Origin of the sequence: Brevundimonas sp. UBA4553 (genome assembly GCF_002387245.1) — a bacterium.
Taxonomy (GTDB): Bacteria; Pseudomonadota; Alphaproteobacteria; order Caulobacterales; family Caulobacteraceae; genus Brevundimonas.
This window is the reverse complement of record NZ_DGLD01000018.1, coordinates 44,289-62,317: the sequence shown is the minus strand read 5'-3', so window position 1 is coordinate 62,317 and position 18,029 is coordinate 44,289. Positions and strand designations below refer to the sequence as shown.

The following is an 18,029-nucleotide window of genomic DNA, read 5'->3' as shown; positions in this document are numbered from 1 at the left end:
AGATCAGCCGAGGGCTACAGGGACGTCAGATCGCGCGCCCCACTCGGCCCACGAGCCGTCGTAGAGCTGCGATGGTCGACCCAGTTGCGCCAGGCCGAGGGTCAGGATGGCGGCGGTCACGCCCGAGCCACAGGTGGTGATGACGGGGCGATCCAGATCGACGCCGGCACCGCGGAAGGCCGACTCCAGAGCTTCGCCACGCTTGAGCGTCCCGTCCGGTTTCAATAGCTGGCCGAAGGGCAGGTTAAGCGCGCCGGGCATGTGGCCGGAACGCAGGCCGGCGCGAGGCTCGGCGGCCTCGCCTCGGAAACGGGGCGCGCCTCGGGCGTCCACGACCTGATCATTGCCGCTCAAGGCCCGACGGACCTGATCCAGATCCACGACATCCGCGGAGGCGAAGTCGGCCAGGAAGGTGGAGGCGTTCCTGGCGGCGATAGGGCCATGGTCCAGCGGGCGTCCTTCCGCACGCCATTTCGGCAAGCCGCCGTCCAGAACACGCACTTTTTTCGCGCCCATGACGCGCAGCGTCCACCAGACCCGCGCCGCCGAGAACAGGCCCTGGGCGTCATAGACCACGATCTCGTCGCTGTCGGAGACGCCCAGCGCGCCCATCGCCGCGGCAAATGCCTGTGGTGTCGGCAGCATGTGCGGATAGGGGCTGGCGGGATCGGAGATCGCCTCCAGATCGAAGAAGAGGGCGCCGGGCAGTCGTTCGGCTTCAAAATCCGCGCTGGCGTCGCGTCCGTCCAGCCACCAGGTGGCGTCGATGATCCGCAGGTCAGGCGCGTCGAGGCGATCCGCCAGGTCTTGCGTCGAGATCAGTGGGCTGTCCGAGGGTCGCATGGCGGCACGATAACACAGGCTGCCCAGCCGTGTGGTCAGGCCGTGAGTCGCCCTGTAGGTTGCGCAGCAGAGAGTTCGACGCCACCTGTCGGACGCAAAGTTGCGGCACTGAGCCGCGATATTACCGACTCAAACCGTTGAAAGCGCCGCCGTGAACCGTCCCAACGCCGTCATTGAACTGTCCGCTGGCCTGAAGAAGCCCGTCGTGATCGGCGGCGGACGTCGCATCGTCTTCATTGCTGGTCCCTGCCAAATGGAAAGCCGTCAGCACGCGCTGGAGACGGCGCACCGCCTGAAGGAGATCGGCGAGCGACTGGACGTCGGCATCATCTACAAGACCAGTTTCGACAAGGCGAACCGCACCAGCGCTACCGCCGCGCGCGGCATCGGCCTGAAGGACTCGCTGCCGATCTTCGCCGAAATCCGCGAAGTGACTGGCCTTCCGACCCTGACCGATGTCCACTCCGAGGCCCAGTGCGAAGGCGTGGCCGAGGCCGTGGACGTGCTGCAGATCCCGGCCTTCCTTTCGCGCCAGACCGACCTGCTCCTGGCGGCAGCCGCCACCGGCAAGGCGATCAACATCAAGAAGGGTCAGTTCCTGGCCCCTTGGGACATGAAGAACGTCATCGCCAAGGTGGTCGGCGCTGGCAACCCCAACGTCATGGCCTGCGAGCGCGGCGCCAGCTTCGGCTACAACACCCTGGTCAGCGACATGCGGTCGCTGCCGATCATGCGCGAGATCGGCTGCCCCGTCGTCTTTGACGCCACCCACAGCGTGCAGCAGCCGGGCGGGCAGGGCACGTCCTCGGGCGGCCAGCGCGAGTTCGTGCCGATCCTGGCTCGTGCGGCCGTGGCCGTGGGCGTCGACGCCGTCTTTGTCGAGACGCACGAGGACCCCGACAATGCTCCGTCGGACGGCCCCAACATGGTGCCGCTGGACCAGTTCGAGGCTCTGGCCGCCGAGTTGATCGCCTTCGACGATCTGGCCATCAAGGTCGGCGCCAAGGCGCCGATGGCGAACCCGTCCTGAATCCGCTAGTTCGGCGTCATGGCTGAACGATCACTCGATTTGGGCGCGCTGCAGACCTTGCTGGCGCAGGTGCATGAGCTGAAGGTCGCCTGCGTCGGCGATCTGATGCTGGATCGTTACGTCTATGGTGAGGTCAGCCGTATCTCGCCCGAGGCGCCTATTCCGGTGTTGCGTGCGCGACGTAGCGTGGCCATGCCCGGCGGCGTGGGCAATGTGGCGCGAAACGTCGCGGCCCTGGGCGGCCAAGCCCGGCTGGGTGCGGTCGTTGGGCAAGATGCGGCAGGTGCCGAACTGACCGACCTGATCGCCGCAGAGGACCGGGTCGAGGACGCGCTGGTTCGCCCCGAGGGCGCGGCCACCATCGTCAAGACGCGCTTTGTCGCCGCCGGACAGCAACTGCTGCGGCTGGACGACGAACAGCCTGCGACCGCCGCCTATGACGACAGGGCGGTGTTCAAGGGCACCAAGGCCATCCTGCTGTCCGACTACGCCAAGGGCGTGGTGGACGACCCCCTGATCGAGACGGCCTTGTGGGCGGGTCGAGAGTATGGCGCGCCGGTCATCGTCGACCCCAAGGGCCGCGACTTCGCTCGCTATGGCGCTGTTGACCTGATCAAGCCCAACGCCAGCGAATTGGCCGGAGCCACCGGCCTGCCGGTGGAAACGGATGCCGAGGTTGAGGCGGCGCTGGCGGCTTTGCTGGCTTCCACCACCGTCAAGGCGGTCGTCGTCACACGGGCGGGGAAAGGCATGACCCTGGCGCGTCGTGACGGGGCCGTAGTGCATTTCCCCGGTCGGGCGCGTGAAGTCTTTGACGTGTCGGGCGCTGGCGACACCTCGCTGGCGGCGCTGGGCCTGGCCTTGGGCGCGGGCGCGACGCTGGAGGCAGCGGTGCAGTTCGCCATCCTTGCGTCCGGCGTCGTCGTCGGCAAGAGCGGCACAGCCGTCGTCACCCCCGCAGAACTGATCGAAGCCGAGATGAGCCAGCACGCGGCCCTGGCCCAGTCCAAGGTCACCCCGCTGGACGAACTGTCCGATCAGGTCGAGGCGTGGAAGCGTCAGGGCCTGAAGGTTGGCTTCACCAATGGCTGTTTCGACATTCTGCACCGGGGCCACGTGGCCTATCTGGCCCAGGCGCGCGGCTGGTGCGACCGGCTGGTGGTGGCGCTGAACACCGACGCCTCGGTCCGCCGCCTGAAGGGCGAGGGGCGTCCTGTCAACGATCTGGACAGCCGCGCCGCCGTCATCGGCGGCCTGGCCAGCGTGGACCGGGTGACGGCCTTTGACGATCCGACGCCGATGGCCTTGATCGAGAGGCTTCGGCCCGATGTCCTGATCAAGGGTGCGGACTACACCAAGGACAAGGTGGTCGGCGCGACCGAGGTCGAGAGCTGGGGCGGGGTGGTCCGCCTGGCCGATTTCGCCGACGGCTATTCCACGACCAAGACGATCGAGAAGATGATCGGAGACGCCCAATGACCCCTCGCATGATCGTGGTGACGGGCGGGGCGGGCTTCATCGGCTCCAATATCGTGGCGCGCCTGTGCGACAGCGATGCCTGGGACGTGGTTGTCTGCGATCGGCTGGAGACCGCCGACCTGGCCAAGTGGAAAAACATAGCCAAGCACGCCATCGCCGACCTGTGGGCGCCGGAAGAACTGTTCGAGCAACTGGAACGGCACGCCGATCGGATCGAGGCCGTGGTGCATATGGGCGCCATCTCTTCGACGACCGAGCCGGACGCCGACCTGATCCTGCGCACCAATTTCAGCCTGTCGCGCGATATCTGGGACTGGTGCGCCTTGCGCGACGTGCGGATGATCTATGCCTCGTCTGCGGCGACCTATGGCGACGGCGAGACGGGCTTCGAGGATCGCGACGATCCTGAGAGCCTGAATGCGCTTCGCCCTCTAAACGCCTATGGTTATTCGAAATACCTGTTTGATCAATACGCCGTGCGCCAGGCAGATCGGGATCAGGCGCCGCGTCAGTGGGCAGGGTTGAAGTTCTTCAACGTCTATGGCCCGAACGAGGGTCATAAGGGCGGGATGAAGTCGGTCGTGGCCCAGATCTGGCCCAAGGTTCAGGCGGGCGAGACGGTCAGCCTGTTTAAATCGCACAACCCCAACTATCCCGATGGCGGCCAGTTGCGCGACTTCGTCTATGTCGACGACGTGGTGAACATCATCGACTGGCTGTTGCAGACGCCGGACGTGTCGGGCGTGTTCAACGCCGGCTCGGGTCAAGCGCGGTCCTTCGCCGATCTGGCGCGCGCGACCTTTGCTGCAGCGGGCAAGGAGCCGTCGATAGCCTATGTGGACATGCCGGAAGCTATCCGGGACCGGTATCAGTATTTCACCGAAGCCAGCATGGACCGCATTCGGGCGGTTGGTTTCAACGGCCAGTCGACCCCGCTGGAAGAAGGCGTGCGTCGCTACGTGCAGGACTTTCTCTCGCAGCCGGATTCGTATCGGTGAAGATGCCCAGCCTGACCTTGCGCCAGTGGGTCGGCTACACGGGTTTTGCCCTGGTCTTCATCCTGGTGGCCGCCGTGGCGGTGTGGCGCGGCGACATCCTGAAGGCCGGCCTGGACCCGCAGGTGCCGTTTCAGACCTACGACCCGCCGCCAGCGCCCGACTACGGCCAGGCTACGGCCTGGGCGCTGCGCGACGCCCGTGCGCCAGGGGCGGGCGAAGCTGCGATCTTCTTTGTCCACTCGACCACGTTCGAGGGCGGTAGCGGCTGGAACGGCCCGATCAGCGACCGCAAGGCCGACGCCTATCTGCAGCGGGTCGTGATCCCGAACTACGCAGGACCCTTCGCCCGAGCAGGGATCATCAGTGCGCCGCATTACCGACAGGCCAGCCTCTATACGCGGCTGACGCTGCGCGAGGATGCGCGGGAAGCCCGCGCCTTCGCCTACAACGACGTGGAGGCGGCGTTCGAGCATTGGCTGGCGACCCACCCCGACGGTCCGATCATCCTGGCGGGCGTGGAGCAGGGGGCTGATCTGATCGCGCGTCTGGTTCATGAGCGTGTGGCTCAGGACGCCAGCCTTCGCGGGCGGTTGGTCGCCGTCTATCTGATGGACGCCATTGTGGGGCTGGATCAGACGGCGCCGCTGGCCGCCTGCCACGACCGGAGCCAGACAGACTGTGTCGTCGGCTGGTCCCAGGTCGGCGAGGGGGACGAGGGCGCCGCGAAGCGACGGCTGCGGCGAGCCCTGGTCTGGGATGACCGTGGCCAACTCGTCGAGCTGGGCGACAGGGCCGCCCTGTGTGTGAACCCTGTATCCGGCAGCGACGATGGCGCGACGGTTCCGGCTCGCCGGCATCTGGGCGCCGCCAACGCCACGGGGCTGGAATGGGGCGTGCGGCCTGCCTTCATTGACCGCCAGATCGCCACTCAATGTCGCGAGGGGCTGCTGCGCCACACGGTGTTGAAGTCAGAGTCCTTCCGCGAGTTCAGCGGTTGGGCCAATCGCCGCAAGGCGCGGCCCTACAACCTGTTCTACGCTGACATTGAGGCCGACGCCCTGTCGCGTCTTGCTGCCTGGAAAGCCGGCCGGGCTCCCTAGTCGGCGCCTGAGCGGTCGGCGCGCCAGTCGAACAGGGCTTCCAGAACGCGAACGGCCTGACCGCGCGGGCTGGTCAGGTCGGGGTCTCGACCCAGGATCAGGCGGGCGTCGTCCGACGCCGCCAGCATCAGTGAGCGGTGCTTGACCGGGTCGGCAAAGCGATAGGCGGGAAAGCCGCTCTGTTTCAGGCCCAAGGGGTCGCCGCCCCCGCGCAGGCGGAAGTCCTCCTCGGCGATCTCAAAGCCGTCTTCGGTGCGGCGCAGGGTCTCCAGACGTTCGCGCGCGGTCTCGCCCAGCGCGCCGTCCTGACCGCCGTACAGCAGGATGCAGGAACTGGACTTGGCCCCGCGCCCGACACGACCGCGTAGCTGGTGCAACTGGGCCAGGCCGAAGCGATCGGCGTGTTCAATGACCATGATGGAGGCGTTGGGCACGTCCACGCCCACTTCGACGACCGTGGTGGCGACCAGAAGCGGGATGCGGCCTTCGGCGAACTCGGCCATTACGGCTTCGCGTTCAGCGCCCGGCATCTGACCGTGAGCCAGGCCGACCTCGACTTGCAGGATGCGGCGCAGGTCGTTGGCGCGCTCCTCGGCGGCGGCCAGGTCGATGGCTTCGGACTCCGCCACCAGAGGACAGATCCAGTAGGCCTGGGCGCCGCTGTCGATCGCCGCCTTCAGCCGTTTGGCCACCTCGCCGATGCGAACCAGCGGCAGAACGGCGGTGGCGACGGGCGTGCGGCCGGGGGGCTTCTCCATAAGGCGGCTGACCTCCAGTTCGCCGTACTGGGTCAGTTCCAGCGTGCGCGGGATGGGCGTGGCCGACATGGTCAGCAGATGGACGCCGCCGATCGCCGGATCACCCTTGGCCTGGAGGCGCTGACGCTCGTTGACGCCGAAGCGGTGCTGTTCGTCGATGACGGCCAGGGCCAGCCGGTGGAACTGCACCGCGTCCTGGAACAGGGCGTGGGTGCCGATAGCGACCTGAGCCTCGCCCGAGGCCAGAGCGGCGAGCCGTTTGCGTCGCTCCGCCTGGGTGTCGCGGCCAGTCAACAGGACGGTCGAAATCCCGGCGTCTTCCAGCATGGGAGCCAGCCGCTGGTAGTGTTGGCGCGCCAGGATTTCGGTCGGGGCCATCAGGGCGGACTGGAAGCCGCTGGACGCCGCGTCGGCCAATGCGAGGGCTGCGACGGCGGTCTTGCCTGAGCCAACATCGCCTTGCAGCAGTCGCCCCATCTGCTCACCTGAAGCCAGATCGGCGCGGATTTCTTCGAGCGCGCAGGCCTGGGCGCCGGTTAGGGTGAAGGGCAGGGCGGCCAGGAGGCGCTGCGAGGGCTCTCCCGTCGTGATGCGCGCCGCCGGTGTGATCTGACGCGCACGCCGGCGGCGAGCCAGGGCCAGTTGGTGGGCGAACAACTCGTCATAGGCCAGGCGCTGGCGGGCCGGAGCCTCGGGCGTCAGGTCTGCCTCCGAGGTCGGCGCGTGCAGGGTTTCGAGCGCGGCACGCCAACCGAGCCAGCGCCGCGCTGACATCCAGGCGGCGTCCTGCCACTCGTCCAGCTCCGGGGCGGCGGCGAGGGCTCCCTGGGCCAACTTGCGCACCACCCGCGAGGTCAAGCCTTGCGTCGCCGGATAGACGGGTTCGGACAGGGGGATGTCGTCCGCCTTGTCCAGCGGCAGGATGTAGTCGGGGTGCGCGATCTGCACCTCGTTGTTGAAGCGCTCGACCTTGCCAGTCACCAACCGCCGCTCCCCGCGCGGCGCCAGGCTTTCGATGTGGCGCGGCGACCCGGCGAACCAGATCAGGTGGACGAAGCCGGTGTCGTCCGAAGCCCGCATCTTCAACGGCGCGCCGATCTTGTGCGGCGGGATCAGCCGGTCGATCAGGACGTCGAAGACGCCGATCTCGCCCTCGACGGCGTCCGCGGCGGTCGTGCGGCGGCGCTGGATGATTCCGGACGGCGACAGGAACAGCACGTCGCGCACCAACGGGCCCGCCAGTTTCTGCACCAGAGGCGCGCTTCTGGGCCCCACGCCCTTCAGGGTGGAGACGTCCGCAAACAGTGGAAAGAGAATCTCGGGCCGCATTAGCCTCAGCATAGCTGGCGAAAACGGAACGGGAACGCTATCTGATCCAACTCTTCACATGAACGGACCGGGCAAGGAACCGCGTGGCCGAAATTGACGCACGTCCAGAGGACCTTCTCAAGCAACGCCTGGGCCGGATTTCCTACCGCGCCTGGAGGCGAGGTTTCCGCGAAGCGGACATGGTGCTGGGACCCTTTGTCGATCAGGTCGGCCCGACGCTGAGCGAGGCAGAGCTGGATGAACTGGAGCATCTCCTGAACGAGGAGGACCAGTATCTTTACGCCTGGATCATCGAGAAGGAGCCGACCCCGCCCGAATTCGACGGGCCGATGCTGGCGCGCATCCGAGCCTTCATGCGCAAACACGTCGCGGCGGAAGTGGCCAAGGGTATCGGTTGATGAGTGAGGCGATGGCGCGGCGTGACGTCGAACTGGGCGGCGCGCCCGAGGGTCTGGATGCACTGGTCGTCGCTGAACGGCTGAAGGCGCACGGCGGAGTCGGACTGCTGGTGGCGCGCGATTACCAGCGCTCCGGCAACTTCGTGCAGGCGCTTGGCTTCTTCGCGAAGGACATTGAAGTTCTTGAATATCCGGCCTGGGATTGTCTGCCCTATGACCGGTTGAGTCCGACGGCCTCGGTCGCGGCCCAGCGCATGGCGACCCTGACCCGGCTGGCCCAGCGCGATCCGTCGGACGTCAGGCCGTTGTTGGTGGTCGCCACCGTGGCCGCAGTCACCCAGCGCACGCCGCCGCGTCAGACCGTCACCGGAGCCGGCTTCGAGGCCAAGGTCGGTCTCGATCTGGATACGGCGGCGCTGGAACGCTACGTGTTGGCCAACGGCTATGTGCGCGCTTCGACCGTGTCCGAGCGCGGCGAGTACGCCATTCGCGGTGGGGTTATCGACGTCTTCCCGCCGGGCTTCGACGAGCCTGTGCGTCTGGACCTGTTCGGGAGCGAGCTGGAGTCCATCCGCGCCTTTGATCCCGAGACTCAGCGTTCGACCCGGCAACTAATGCAGGTGGCCCTGCTGCCGGTCTCGGAGGTGCTGCTGGACGCCGAGACTATTTCGAGGTTCCGAAGCGGCTATCTGAACCTGTTCGGCGCGCCGGGCGACGAGCCGATGTACGCCGCCGTCAGCGAGGGAGCGCGTCGTCAGGGGCTGGAGCACTGGCTGCCGCTCTTCTACGAACGCCTCGACACCCTGTTCGACTTCCTGCCGGACAGCGCCCCGGTCTTCCTCGACAGTCAGGTGGAGCAGGCCCGTGCAGAGCGCTGGAGCCTGACGACCGACGCCTATGAGGCGCGCAAGGAAGCCGCCAGGGGCAAGGGCGGCGCGGCCTATCGCGCGCCGACGCCGCAGAGCCTCTATCTGGACGAAGGCGACTGGAACAGCGCCTTGGCCGGTCGGGCCGTGCGCCGTTTGTCGCCGCTGTCAGCGGGATCGGGTGAAGACGCCGGCGGTCGACTGGGCCGCAGCTTCGCCGCCGAACGGTCGCAGGACAGCGTCAATCTGTTCGCCGCCGTCGCCCAGCACGCCGAGACCCTGAAGGGCGAGGGCAAGCGGGTTCTGTTCGCCTCCTGGACCGAGGGATCGGCCGAGCGTCTGGCGGCCATGCTGGGCGATCATGGCCTGACCCACGTCCTGCCGGTGCGCGACTGGAACGATGTTCTGGCGGCGCCGAAGGATATTTACCTGCGGGCCGTCCTGCCGGTCGAGCACGGCTTCGTCACCGACGAGGTTGCGGTCATTTCCGAGACCGACATCCTGGGCGACCGTCTGGCGCGGCCCAAGCGCAAGCGGCGGGCCTCCAACTTCCTGGCGGAGGCTTCGGCTCTGACGGCGGGCGATCTGGTCGTGCACCTGGATCACGGCATCGGGCGTTATGAGGGCCTGAAGACGCTGGAGATCCAGGAGGCGCCGCACGACTGCCTGGAACTGCTCTACGCCGGTGACAGCAAGCTCTATCTGCCAGTTGAAAACATTGATCTTCTGACCCGCTACGGCACCGATGCGGACGGGGTGCAACTGGACCGTCTGGGCGGCGCCGGCTGGCAGGCGCGCAAGGCCAAGGCCAAGGAACGCCTGCGCGCCATGGCAGAGGGACTGATCGCCCTCGCCGCCAAGCGGGCGCTGCGCGTGTCCGACGCCATCACGCCGCCGTCAGGCCTGTTCGACGAGTTCTGCGCCCGCTTCCCCTACGAGGAGACGGATGACCAGTTGAACGCCATCGGCGACGTGCTGGAGGACCTGGGCAAGGGAACGCCGATGGATCGCTTGATCTGCGGCGACGTCGGTTTCGGGAAGACGGAGGTCGCCCTGCGCGCCGCCTTCGTCGTGGCCATGAGCGGTCAGCAGGTGGCCATCGTCTGCCCGACGACCCTGCTGGCGCGTCAGCACTTCAAGACCTTTTCCGAACGCTTTGCCGGCTGGCCGATCACGGTGCGGCATCTGTCGCGGATGGTCACGGCCAAGGACGCCAACGAGACGCGCGCGGGGCTCAAGGACGGCACGTTCGAGATCGTCGTCGGCACCCATGCGGTGCTGGCCGAACAGGTCGGGTTCAAGGACCTGGGTCTGGTGATCGTCGACGAGGAGCAGCACTTCGGCGTCAAGCACAAGGAGAAGCTGAAGTCCCTGCGGGCCGATGTTCACCTGCTGACCCTGACCGCGACGCCGATCCCGCGCACGCTGCAGATGGCGTTGTCCGGCATCCGCGAGATGTCGATCATCGCCACCCCGCCAGTCGATCGCCTGGCGGTGCGGACCTATGTGACGCCATGGGACCCGGTGCTGGTGCGTGAGGCCCTGCTGCGCGAGAAGTATCGGGGGGGGCAGGCCTATTATGTCGCGCCGCGCCTGAAGGAACTGCCGGACATCGAGAAGTTCCTGCGCGAGCAGGTGCCCGAGGTGAAGTTCGTAGTCGGCCACGGCCAGATGAGCCCGACCCAGCTGGAGGAGGTGATGAGCGCCTTCTACGACGGGCAATACGACGTGCTGGTTTCGACCACCATCGTCGAGAGCGGCATCGACATTCCGACGGCAAACACCCTGGTCGTCCACCGCGCCGACATGTTCGGATTGGCTCAGTTGCACCAGATCCGGGGCCGCATCGGTCGTTCCAAGGCGCGGGCTTTCGCCTATCTGACGACCGATCCCAAGCGTCCGCTGAGCCTGTCGGCTGAGCGGCGTCTTCAGGTGCTGCAGTCGCTCGACAATCTGGGCGCCGGCTTCCAGTTGGCCAGTCACGACCTGGATCAGCGCGGAGGAGGCAATCTGCTGGGCGACGAGCAGTCGGGCCACATCCGCGAGGTCGGGGTCGAACTGTACCAGCAGATGCTGGAAGACGCCGTCGCGGAACTGCGCGAAGCCGGCGAGGAAGTGGCGGATCGAGGCTGGTCGCCGTCGATCAATGTCGGGGCTGCGGTCCTGATTCCGGAAGCTTACGTGCCAGACCTGAACGTTCGTCTGAGCCTCTATCGCCGACTGTCGGACGCCGAGAAGATGGAAGATCGCGAAGCCATGGCGGCCGAGCTGATCGACCGCTTCGGTCCGCTGCCGGATGAAGCGCAGCAGCTTCTGCGGATCGTGGGCATCAAGGCGAACTGCCGCACCGCCTGCATCGAGAAGATCGACATCGGCCCCAAGGGCGCTGTGCTGACCCTGCGCAACAACAGTTTCCCCAATCCGATGGGGCTGGTCGGTCTGATCCAGAAGAACCAGGCGTTCTGGAAGATCCGGCCGGACCAGAAGATCGTCGTGAAGGGCGAATGGCCGACGCCCGACGACCGTTTGAAGGTCGCCGAGCGGATCACGGCCGATCTGGCGCGGGTGGCGGGGGCGGCCTAGCCGCGCCCCCTCATCTGGCGGATCAGGGCCCCAAAGAGATTGACGTAGTCGTCGGTCCAGGGGCGGACCTCCGTCGGGGCCAGCTTGCGCCAGCGCCCGTCCGCCTTGAAGTCAGCGAGGCCTTCGCTGGTTGGCGACAGCGCCAGGGCTTCGGTCGAGGCCTCGGCCATTTCCGGTGCGTCCGGCCGCTCTACGTAGATCTGATGCAGGTCCGCCGCGCCCAACTGACGGGCGGCCGCGACGGCCGGCATGGTGATCTCCAGATTGCGGTTGGACAGGTGAAGCACCACGACGCCGTCGGGTTTCAGGAGCTTGAGATAGCCTTCAATGGCCTCGACCGTCAGCAAGTGGGTCGGCACGGCGTCCGACGAGAAGGCGTCGATCACGAGCAGGTCATAGGTGCCGGGTGCTTCCCGCGCCATGGTCAGGCGAGCGTCGCCCAGGACCGTCCGGATCGGACCGTCGGCGCAATCCGAGATGAAGGTGAACCACGCGGGATCACGCGATACGCGGTCCACCATGGGGTCGATCTCGAAGAAGGTCATTTCGTCCGCAGCGCGCTTGTATGCGGCCATGGCGCCTGAGCCTTGACCCACGATGCCGATCTTGGCGGCAGCGCTGCGCGCCTGAATCCGCTGAGCAGCCTGACCGAGCGGGGTCGACGTCGCGTAATACATGGTGGGACTGCAGGCGAAACCGGGCGCCCGCGCCTGTGCGCCGTGCAGGGTGGTTCCATGCATCAGGACATGGACGTCGCCACCCATGGCGTCGTCACGGGTGATGGCCACGCGCATGACGCCGAAGAAGCTACGATCGGAAAGATTCCAATCGTATCCCCGCCCCACGTGTTGCGCGGACAGGGTCATGACCGCGACGATCGCCGTGAACATCACGACCCGGTCCCGGATCAGGAATGCGCAGACCGCGGCGACGCCCAGTATGAGCTGAGCCGTCTTCGTCAGACCGAAGTCCGTGAAGACGCCCCGCATCGAGGGGCTGTAGCGCATCATCTCGAACATCAGCGGAACGAAAACAGCGATAGACAGCGCCGCCGTCATCAACCAGATGTCCCGCTTGGCCGGGCGTCCGCCCAACCAGGGGCGGGCCAGACAGGCCAGGACCAGCACCAACGGATACTCCAGCACGGTTTCGAACACAGCGGGCGCGATGAGAGCGGTGAACGCCCCGCCCACCACGCCGCCGAACGACATCAGCAGATAGAACTCGGTCAACCGATCCGGCGCCGGGCGACGCGCCGCCATTTGCTGGTGGCACATCAAGGTCGTGAAGAAGAAGCACGCCAGATGAAGGACAAGCAGAAGCAGCCACTGGCCCGTCGCCATTCCCACCAGGGCCGTGATCATGATGATGAGGGTCGCCTGCAGCATCAGGGTGATGTGCAACGGGATCCAGGGCCGGGTCTGGAAGGCGATCACGAAGGTCAGCAGATACAGGGCCAGCGGCGCGACCCAGAGGAAGGGCGCGGAGGCCACGTCGGTCGACAGGTGGGCGGTGACGCCCAGCATCAGACTGGACGGCGCGGCAGCCAATAGGACGAGAATGCCCTTTTCGCGCCAGGAAATGGGGGCGCTGACGGCGAGCGGAGCGGGCTCTGGCGCATTCTGGACGCGTCGCCGCCAGACCACGACCGCCAGCCCGACCACGAGGAGCAGGAACAGGCCGTAACCGCCGGTCCAGACCGTTCTCTGGCCGGACAGCGACATCAACGGCTCGATCAGGGCAGGGTAGGCGAGCAGGGCCAGGAAGCTGCCGAGGTTGGAGGCGGCGTACAGAACGTAGGGGTTCTGGCCATCGGCATGGCCGGCGCGCACTCGCGCATACCAGGCCTGCAACAGCGGCGCCGTGGCCGAGAGAACGGCGAACGGCGCGCCGACGGACAGCGCGAGCGTCGCCAGCAGCCAGGCTGTCGGTGCGGATGGATCAGGGTCGCCCAGAAGGCCGCTGATCTGGAGCGGCAGGAACAGGGCGGCAGCCAACAGCAGGGCCAGGTGAATGGCTGCCTGCCACTTCAGGGAGCGGACCCGCTGCAGCAGGTGGGCGTAGCCGTATCCAATCAGGAGCGCGGTCTGGAAGAACACCATCGAGGTGTTCCAGACGGATGGCGAACCTCCCAGCATGGGGAGAACCAACTTCGTGACCATCGGCTGGACGACAAAAACCAGCGAGGCCGATGTGAATATGGCGACGGCGAACAGCGCGGGTGTTATCGCCTCGCCCTTGCGAAGGGTCGTCGTCATGGTGGTGTCGGTCATTAGCCATCCGCTGGCACTGGCGTTGTCGTGTGACTCGCCCCCTCCCGGCAGGTTAGACCGACTCGCAAAAGGAACGCACAGTCATGATGCCGCAAGATATCAACGTTTCGGCCGCCGCCGTGATTGAAGCGGCGCTGAAGTCGGGCGTGATGGTCGCCACGGCGGAAAGCTGCACCGGGGGGCTGGTGTCGGCTGCGTTGACCGGGATCTCCGGGTCCTCAGCTGTGCTGGACCGTGGCTTCGTCACATACAGCAACGAGGCCAAGATCGAACTCCTGGGCGTCACGCCGGAGTTGCTGACGGAGCACGGCGCGGTCTCAGAGTCCGTGGCGCGGGCCATGGCGCTGGGCGCGGTTGCGCGGTCAAGGGGGGCGGCGTCTGTGTCGATCACGGGTGTCGCCGGACCGGGGGGCGGGACAGTCGCTAAACCTGTCGGCCTGGTGCATTTTGCTGCGGTCGATCCTGACGGTGTTGTGGTCCACGTCGAGCGGCGATTCGGCGATCTTGGGCGTGACGCTGTGCGGTTGGAGAGCGTCCGCGTCGCCCTGGGTCTGTTGCTTCAGGCGGTGACGGCGTGAGCGAGCATCTGGTCGACGCCAGGGGGCACCGCTGCCCGGTGCCGAGCCTGCAGCTGCGCAAGGCGATGGAGGGGCTGGAGCCGGGGGTTCGAATCACCCTTCTGGCGACTGATCCCATGGCGCGGATCGACGTGCCTTATCTGATGGCTGATCTGGGCGGAACGGTCTGCGACGTCAAAGAGCAGGATGGAATTCTGACCATTACTGTCGAGACTGGCGCCGTTCTGACAGATTGACGATCGTCCCGTCCGTCTCGATTTCGGGCTCTTCCGGTTTCCAGGCGATCTCCAGCTCTGTGGCGAAGGCGCCGCCGTAGAAGATGGCGTTGACGTTCCAGGACAGCCAGATCAGCAGCACCACGACAGCGCCCACCGATCCATAGGTCGCGCCCAACTGGGCGATCTGCTCCACATAGATGGCGCAGAGCCAGGAAAAGAAGCTGGACATGACGGTGGCGATCAAGCCGCCCATGATCGCCGCTTTCCACGCGACCCGCGTCGCATGGGACATGGCGTAGCGGTAGAGCATGGCCAGGCCCAGCCACAGGCCCAGAGCCGGCCACAGGCCGTCCAGAGGCAGGACGAGAAGGCCGACCGGGTCCTGCGCGTGTGTGTGCTCCATCAGCCGCGAGGTGACGACCGCGCCCGAGACGATGGTGAACAGCACGAAGGCCGCCAGAGCGACGAGGAAGGCCAGCATGTTGAACTTGAAGAAGCCGTGAGGCTCGGTCTCGTCGTGGATCAGATTGAGGCCGGCGAGCAGGGCCTTGAACCCACGGTGGGCGGCGTAGGCGCCGATCACCAGCGCCAGCGCGCTCTGGGCCGAAACGGTGCGCGCCGAGGCGTTCGCGAGGCGGTCGATCTCATTCAGGAAGATGGAGCGCGCGGCATGCGGAACGACGTCGGCCAAGGCGGCCGCCTGTTCGCTCACCTGACCGATGGACAGAACGACCTTGTAGAAGCCGATGAGGATGGCGATGGCGGGAAAGACCGCCAGCAGGGCGAAGAAGGAGACGCCGCCCGTATAGAGCATGACGTCGCGCCCCCAACTGCGGGTGAAAGCGCGAACCGCCAGCTTTCCCCAGAACAGGGGCAGGGCCGTCAATCGGGATTGTGGGTTCAAGCCTTGGGCCTCGGCAGTCGACGAAGCGACCGATTAACCCCATTCGGTCCAGGGTGGAACCCTCGGGCGGTTGCTTTGAGTTCGCCCTCGCCAATGGCGTGCCTGCCATTGCTAGAACGGGGGCGTGATCACTATCATGAGCGCGGCCTGGAATATCGGTGTCGGGGGCGAACCGTCCTGGCCGGGGGAGAGAAGTTTGGATTCCGATCCGCGCGTATTGATCGTCGCCGTCGACGACGGCTTGGTAGGCCCGCTGTGCGAGGGGCTGGACCAGTTGGGATGGCCCACCATGACGGCGCGGACGCTGGACGCCGCCGTCCATGCCCTGAAAGACCTGACAATCGACGCCGCTGTCGTGGACGCTGGGGGGCTTGAGGATGCGACGGCCATCGCCCGGCTGCGGGATGCGGCTGCGCCTCGTTATCTGCCCATCCTGCTGATCGGCGGCGGCGAGGCCGAAAGCTGCGAAGCTGACCTGGCCATGTCGTCGCCGCCGCACCCCGCCCAGGCGGCGTTGCGGCTGGACCAGCTTACGCGGGCGGGCATCGCCGAAGAGGAGTTCCGGCTGAGGCAGGCGACCTTCGCCGCCCATGGCGTGACCCTGAATGCGCCTGATGTCGGGGAGACTCCCCTGCAGATATTGACGGCAGGTGCGGCGGACCGCCGCTTCCTGGCTCTGTCCAATGCTCTGGCGGCGGCGGGAGCCGAGGTGGTCGCGGCGCCGACGCCCTACACGGCTTTTGACTATCTGCACGAACGCGCGTTCGACGCGGCCATTCTGTGGGGCGGCCAGGAGCATGCGCCGGCGCTGTCGATCGCCTCGGGCATGAAGCGGAACACGCGCCTCTATCACATCCCGCTGATCCTCTACCTGCGTGGCGCCGCAGAGGTGGAACTGGCCGACCTGTTCCGGCGAGGCTTTGCGGACGTCGCCGCGGCCGAAACGCCGGAGGACGAAACCGCCCAGCGGGTGCTGGCCCTGGCGCAGAATCATCGTCGCCGTCAGGCCATTCGCCGGGCGCTGGATTCGGTGCGTGGGTCTGATTTGATGGACGTCGCCACGGGCCTGTTCACGCGCGACCTGTTCGCCTCGCACCTGGCGCGAGTGGCCGAGGGGGCGCGGTCGCGCAATCGCGCCTTGTCGGTCTGCGTGCTGAGGGTAGCCGAGCGCGAGCCGGTGTCCGAGGCGCGGGGCGGCGGTTGGCTAGATAGGGCCATGCCGCAGATCGGAGCCATGGTGTCGCGGCTGGTCCGCGTCGAGGATACGGCGGCGCGTCTGGGGCCTGAGCTGTTCGCGTTGGTTCTGCCGGCGACAGGGGGCGTTGCGGCGCGGCAGGCGGCCGAACGGATATCGGCGGTTATCGCCTGCACAGCCTTCGACGCAGGCAAGGACCGCTCGCCCTTCGTCGTCGAGTTCGATGTCGGCGTGGCCGAGATGCAGGCGGGTGAGACGCCCGCGGCCGTGCTCGAGCGGGCGTCAGCGGACCTGCCGAAGCCCTAGCCGGGAAGTTCGATCGACACCACGGCCTGCGCTGCGAGCCCTTCGCCGCGGCCGGTAAAGCCAAGGCCCTCGGTCGTCGTCGCCTTGACGCTGACCGCATCGAGCGGGAGGTTGAGCAGGTCCGCGAGGCGCTCACGCATGGCCTGACGATGCGGCTTCACCTTGGGCTGCTCGCAGATCAGGGTGATGTCGACGTTGACGATGCGCCCGCCCCGCGCGGCCACGCGATCGGCGGCGAAGATCAGGAAACGGTCCGACGAGGCGCCTTTCCATTGCGGATCGCTGGGCGGAAAATGATCGCCGATATCGCCTTCCGCGATGGCGCCCAGAATGGCGTCGGTCAGGGCGTGCAGTCCTGCGTCGGCATCTGAATGACCCATCAGGGTTTGATCGTGCGGAATCTCAAGCCCGCACAGCCAGACCGACGAGCCGGGGCCCCAGCGATGAACGTCGTAGCCCTGACCGATGCGGAAGGTCTTGGGCGACAGGGCCTCGGCCATGGCGAAATCCTCGGGATAGGTAAGTTTCATCAAGCGGGCGTCGCCGTCGACAAGGCGCACCCGTCCGCCGGCGTGTTCGACCACAGCGGCTTCGTCCGTCGGCGCTTCAGGACTGTCCCAGGCGGCGTAGGCGTCGCGGATGGTCCTGAGACGAAAGGCCTGCGGCGTCTGGGCGCGCCACAGACCGTCGCGTTCGACGCTGCCCGCGACCAGACCGCTCACGCCGCGGCGCAGGCTGTCGGCGACGGGGAGTGCGGGCAGGGCGCCGTCGGCATGATCTAGGGCGTCGATCAGGCGGTCTATCACCGCCGCGCCCAAGAAGGGCCGTGCGGCGTCGTGAATCAGAACAGGGGTGTCGTCAGAATGATCAAGCGCCGCCAGACCCGCCTGCACTGACGCAGCGCGCGTGGCGCCGCCTGTGACGGCGCGCCAGCCGACCAGGCCGTTCAAGGCGTCGTCGGCTCGAGCCTCGGCGCCCGGCGCGATGACCACGACAACCTGACTAGCGCCAGCGGCCAGCAGGGATTCCACCGACCAACGCACCATCGGCCGGCCCGCGACAACGCGCCACTGCTTGTCTCCGCCGGCGCGCGAGCCGGATCCGGCCGCCACCACGATTGCTGCAAATCTCATGTCGGCCTTCTAAGCGCCCCAGTTCCGCTTGACGAGAG

Annotated in this window: 14 protein-coding genes; 9 read left to right on the top strand and 5 right to left on the bottom strand. The window is 66.9% G+C overall.

Translation table 11 applies throughout. From position 1 onward, the window contains the following. Positions 1-3 precede the first annotated feature (3 nt). Entirely contained in the window at positions 4-843 is an 840-nt protein-coding gene (sseA, locus tag B4A39_RS12075; protein ID WP_292036765.1) for a 3-mercaptopyruvate sulfurtransferase, read from the bottom strand. A 151-nt stretch (positions 844-994) separates the two neighbouring features. On the opposite strand from sseA, the gene kdsA reads away from it, so the two are divergent. Genes kdsA through B4A39_RS12055 form a run of 4 tightly spaced genes read left to right on the top strand, consistent with a single transcriptional unit; the run spans position 995 to position 5,450 of the window. After that, a complete protein-coding gene (gene kdsA, locus B4A39_RS12070) occupies positions 995-1,873 on the top strand; it encodes a 3-deoxy-8-phosphooctulonate synthase (protein WP_292036764.1) in 879 nt (292 codons plus the stop codon). Between the two features lie 18 nt (positions 1,874-1,891). Continuing rightward, positions 1,892-3,352, top strand: coding sequence for a D-glycero-beta-D-manno-heptose 1-phosphate adenylyltransferase (rfaE2, locus tag B4A39_RS12065; RefSeq protein ID WP_292036763.1), 1,461 nt, complete (start codon positions 1,892-1,894; stop codon positions 3,350-3,352). Further along, on the top strand, positions 3,349-4,350 hold the full coding sequence (rfaD, locus tag B4A39_RS12060) for an ADP-glyceromanno-heptose 6-epimerase (RefSeq protein ID WP_292036761.1): 1,002 nt from the start codon (positions 3,349-3,351) through the stop codon (positions 4,348-4,350). Before rfaE2 ends, rfaD begins: the two co-directional genes overlap by 4 nt. Positions 4,351-4,352: 2 nt before the next feature. After that, positions 4,353-5,450, top strand: coding sequence for a DUF3089 domain-containing protein (locus tag B4A39_RS12055; protein WP_292036839.1), 1,098 nt, complete (start codon positions 4,353-4,355; stop codon positions 5,448-5,450). Here B4A39_RS12055 and recG read toward each other — a convergent pair. After that, positions 5,447-7,537, bottom strand: a complete 2,091-nt coding sequence (gene recG, locus B4A39_RS12050) for an ATP-dependent DNA helicase RecG (RefSeq protein ID WP_292036760.1) — start codon at positions 7,535-7,537, stop codon at positions 5,447-5,449. The two genes, B4A39_RS12055 and recG, sit on opposite strands and share 4 nt — an antisense overlap. An 83-nt stretch (positions 7,538-7,620) precedes the next feature. Between recG and B4A39_RS12045 the strand changes: the two genes are divergently transcribed. Together B4A39_RS12045 and mfd are read left to right on the top strand one after the other, a co-directional pair. Next, a complete protein-coding gene (locus tag B4A39_RS12045; RefSeq protein WP_292036758.1) occupies positions 7,621-7,935 on the top strand; it encodes a succinate dehydrogenase assembly factor 2 in 315 nt (104 codons plus the stop codon). Next, positions 7,935-11,384 carry a transcription-repair coupling factor gene (gene mfd / locus B4A39_RS12040; RefSeq protein ID WP_292036757.1) on the top strand — a complete coding sequence of 1,150 codons (3,450 nt, stop codon included), beginning with the start codon at positions 7,935-7,937 and terminating at the stop codon, positions 11,382-11,384. Before B4A39_RS12045 ends, mfd begins: the two co-directional genes overlap by 1 nt. On the opposite strand, the gene B4A39_RS12035 is transcribed toward mfd, so the two are convergent. Beyond that, a complete protein-coding gene (locus tag B4A39_RS12035) occupies positions 11,381-13,657 on the bottom strand; it encodes a spermidine synthase (protein ID WP_292036754.1) in 2,277 nt (758 codons plus the stop codon). The genes mfd and B4A39_RS12035 overlap by 4 nt on opposite strands. Before the next feature lie 83 nt (positions 13,658-13,740). Here B4A39_RS12035 and B4A39_RS12030 point away from each other — a divergent pair, with 83 nt between their 5' ends. After that, positions 13,741-14,235, top strand: coding sequence for a CinA family protein (locus B4A39_RS12030; RefSeq protein ID WP_292036753.1), 495 nt, complete (start codon positions 13,741-13,743; stop codon positions 14,233-14,235). Further along, the gene (locus B4A39_RS12025; RefSeq protein ID WP_292036752.1) at positions 14,232-14,471 is read left to right on the top strand and encodes a sulfurtransferase TusA family protein; all 240 of its coding nucleotides are present in this window, start codon (positions 14,232-14,234) and stop codon (positions 14,469-14,471) included. The genes B4A39_RS12030 and B4A39_RS12025 overlap by 4 nt, the downstream gene beginning before the upstream one ends. Here B4A39_RS12025 and B4A39_RS12020 read toward each other — a convergent pair. Continuing rightward, positions 14,437-15,267, bottom strand: a complete 831-nt coding sequence (locus tag B4A39_RS12020) for a YihY/virulence factor BrkB family protein (RefSeq protein WP_409449566.1) — start codon at positions 15,265-15,267, stop codon at positions 14,437-14,439. The two genes, B4A39_RS12025 and B4A39_RS12020, sit on opposite strands and share 35 nt — an antisense overlap. 286 nt (positions 15,268-15,553) lie before the next feature. On the opposite strand from B4A39_RS12020, the gene B4A39_RS12015 reads away from it, so the two are divergent. Next, positions 15,554-16,858, top strand: coding sequence for a diguanylate cyclase domain-containing protein (locus tag B4A39_RS12015; RefSeq protein WP_292036750.1), 1,305 nt, complete (start codon positions 15,554-15,556; stop codon positions 16,856-16,858). Here B4A39_RS12015 and B4A39_RS12010 read toward each other — a convergent pair. Beyond that, a complete protein-coding gene (locus B4A39_RS12010; RefSeq protein ID WP_292036749.1) occupies positions 16,855-17,991 on the bottom strand; it encodes a bifunctional 2-C-methyl-D-erythritol 4-phosphate cytidylyltransferase/2-C-methyl-D-erythritol 2,4-cyclodiphosphate synthase in 1,137 nt (378 codons plus the stop codon). The two genes, B4A39_RS12015 and B4A39_RS12010, sit on opposite strands and share 4 nt — an antisense overlap. Between the last annotated feature and the right edge of the window lie 38 nt (positions 17,992-18,029).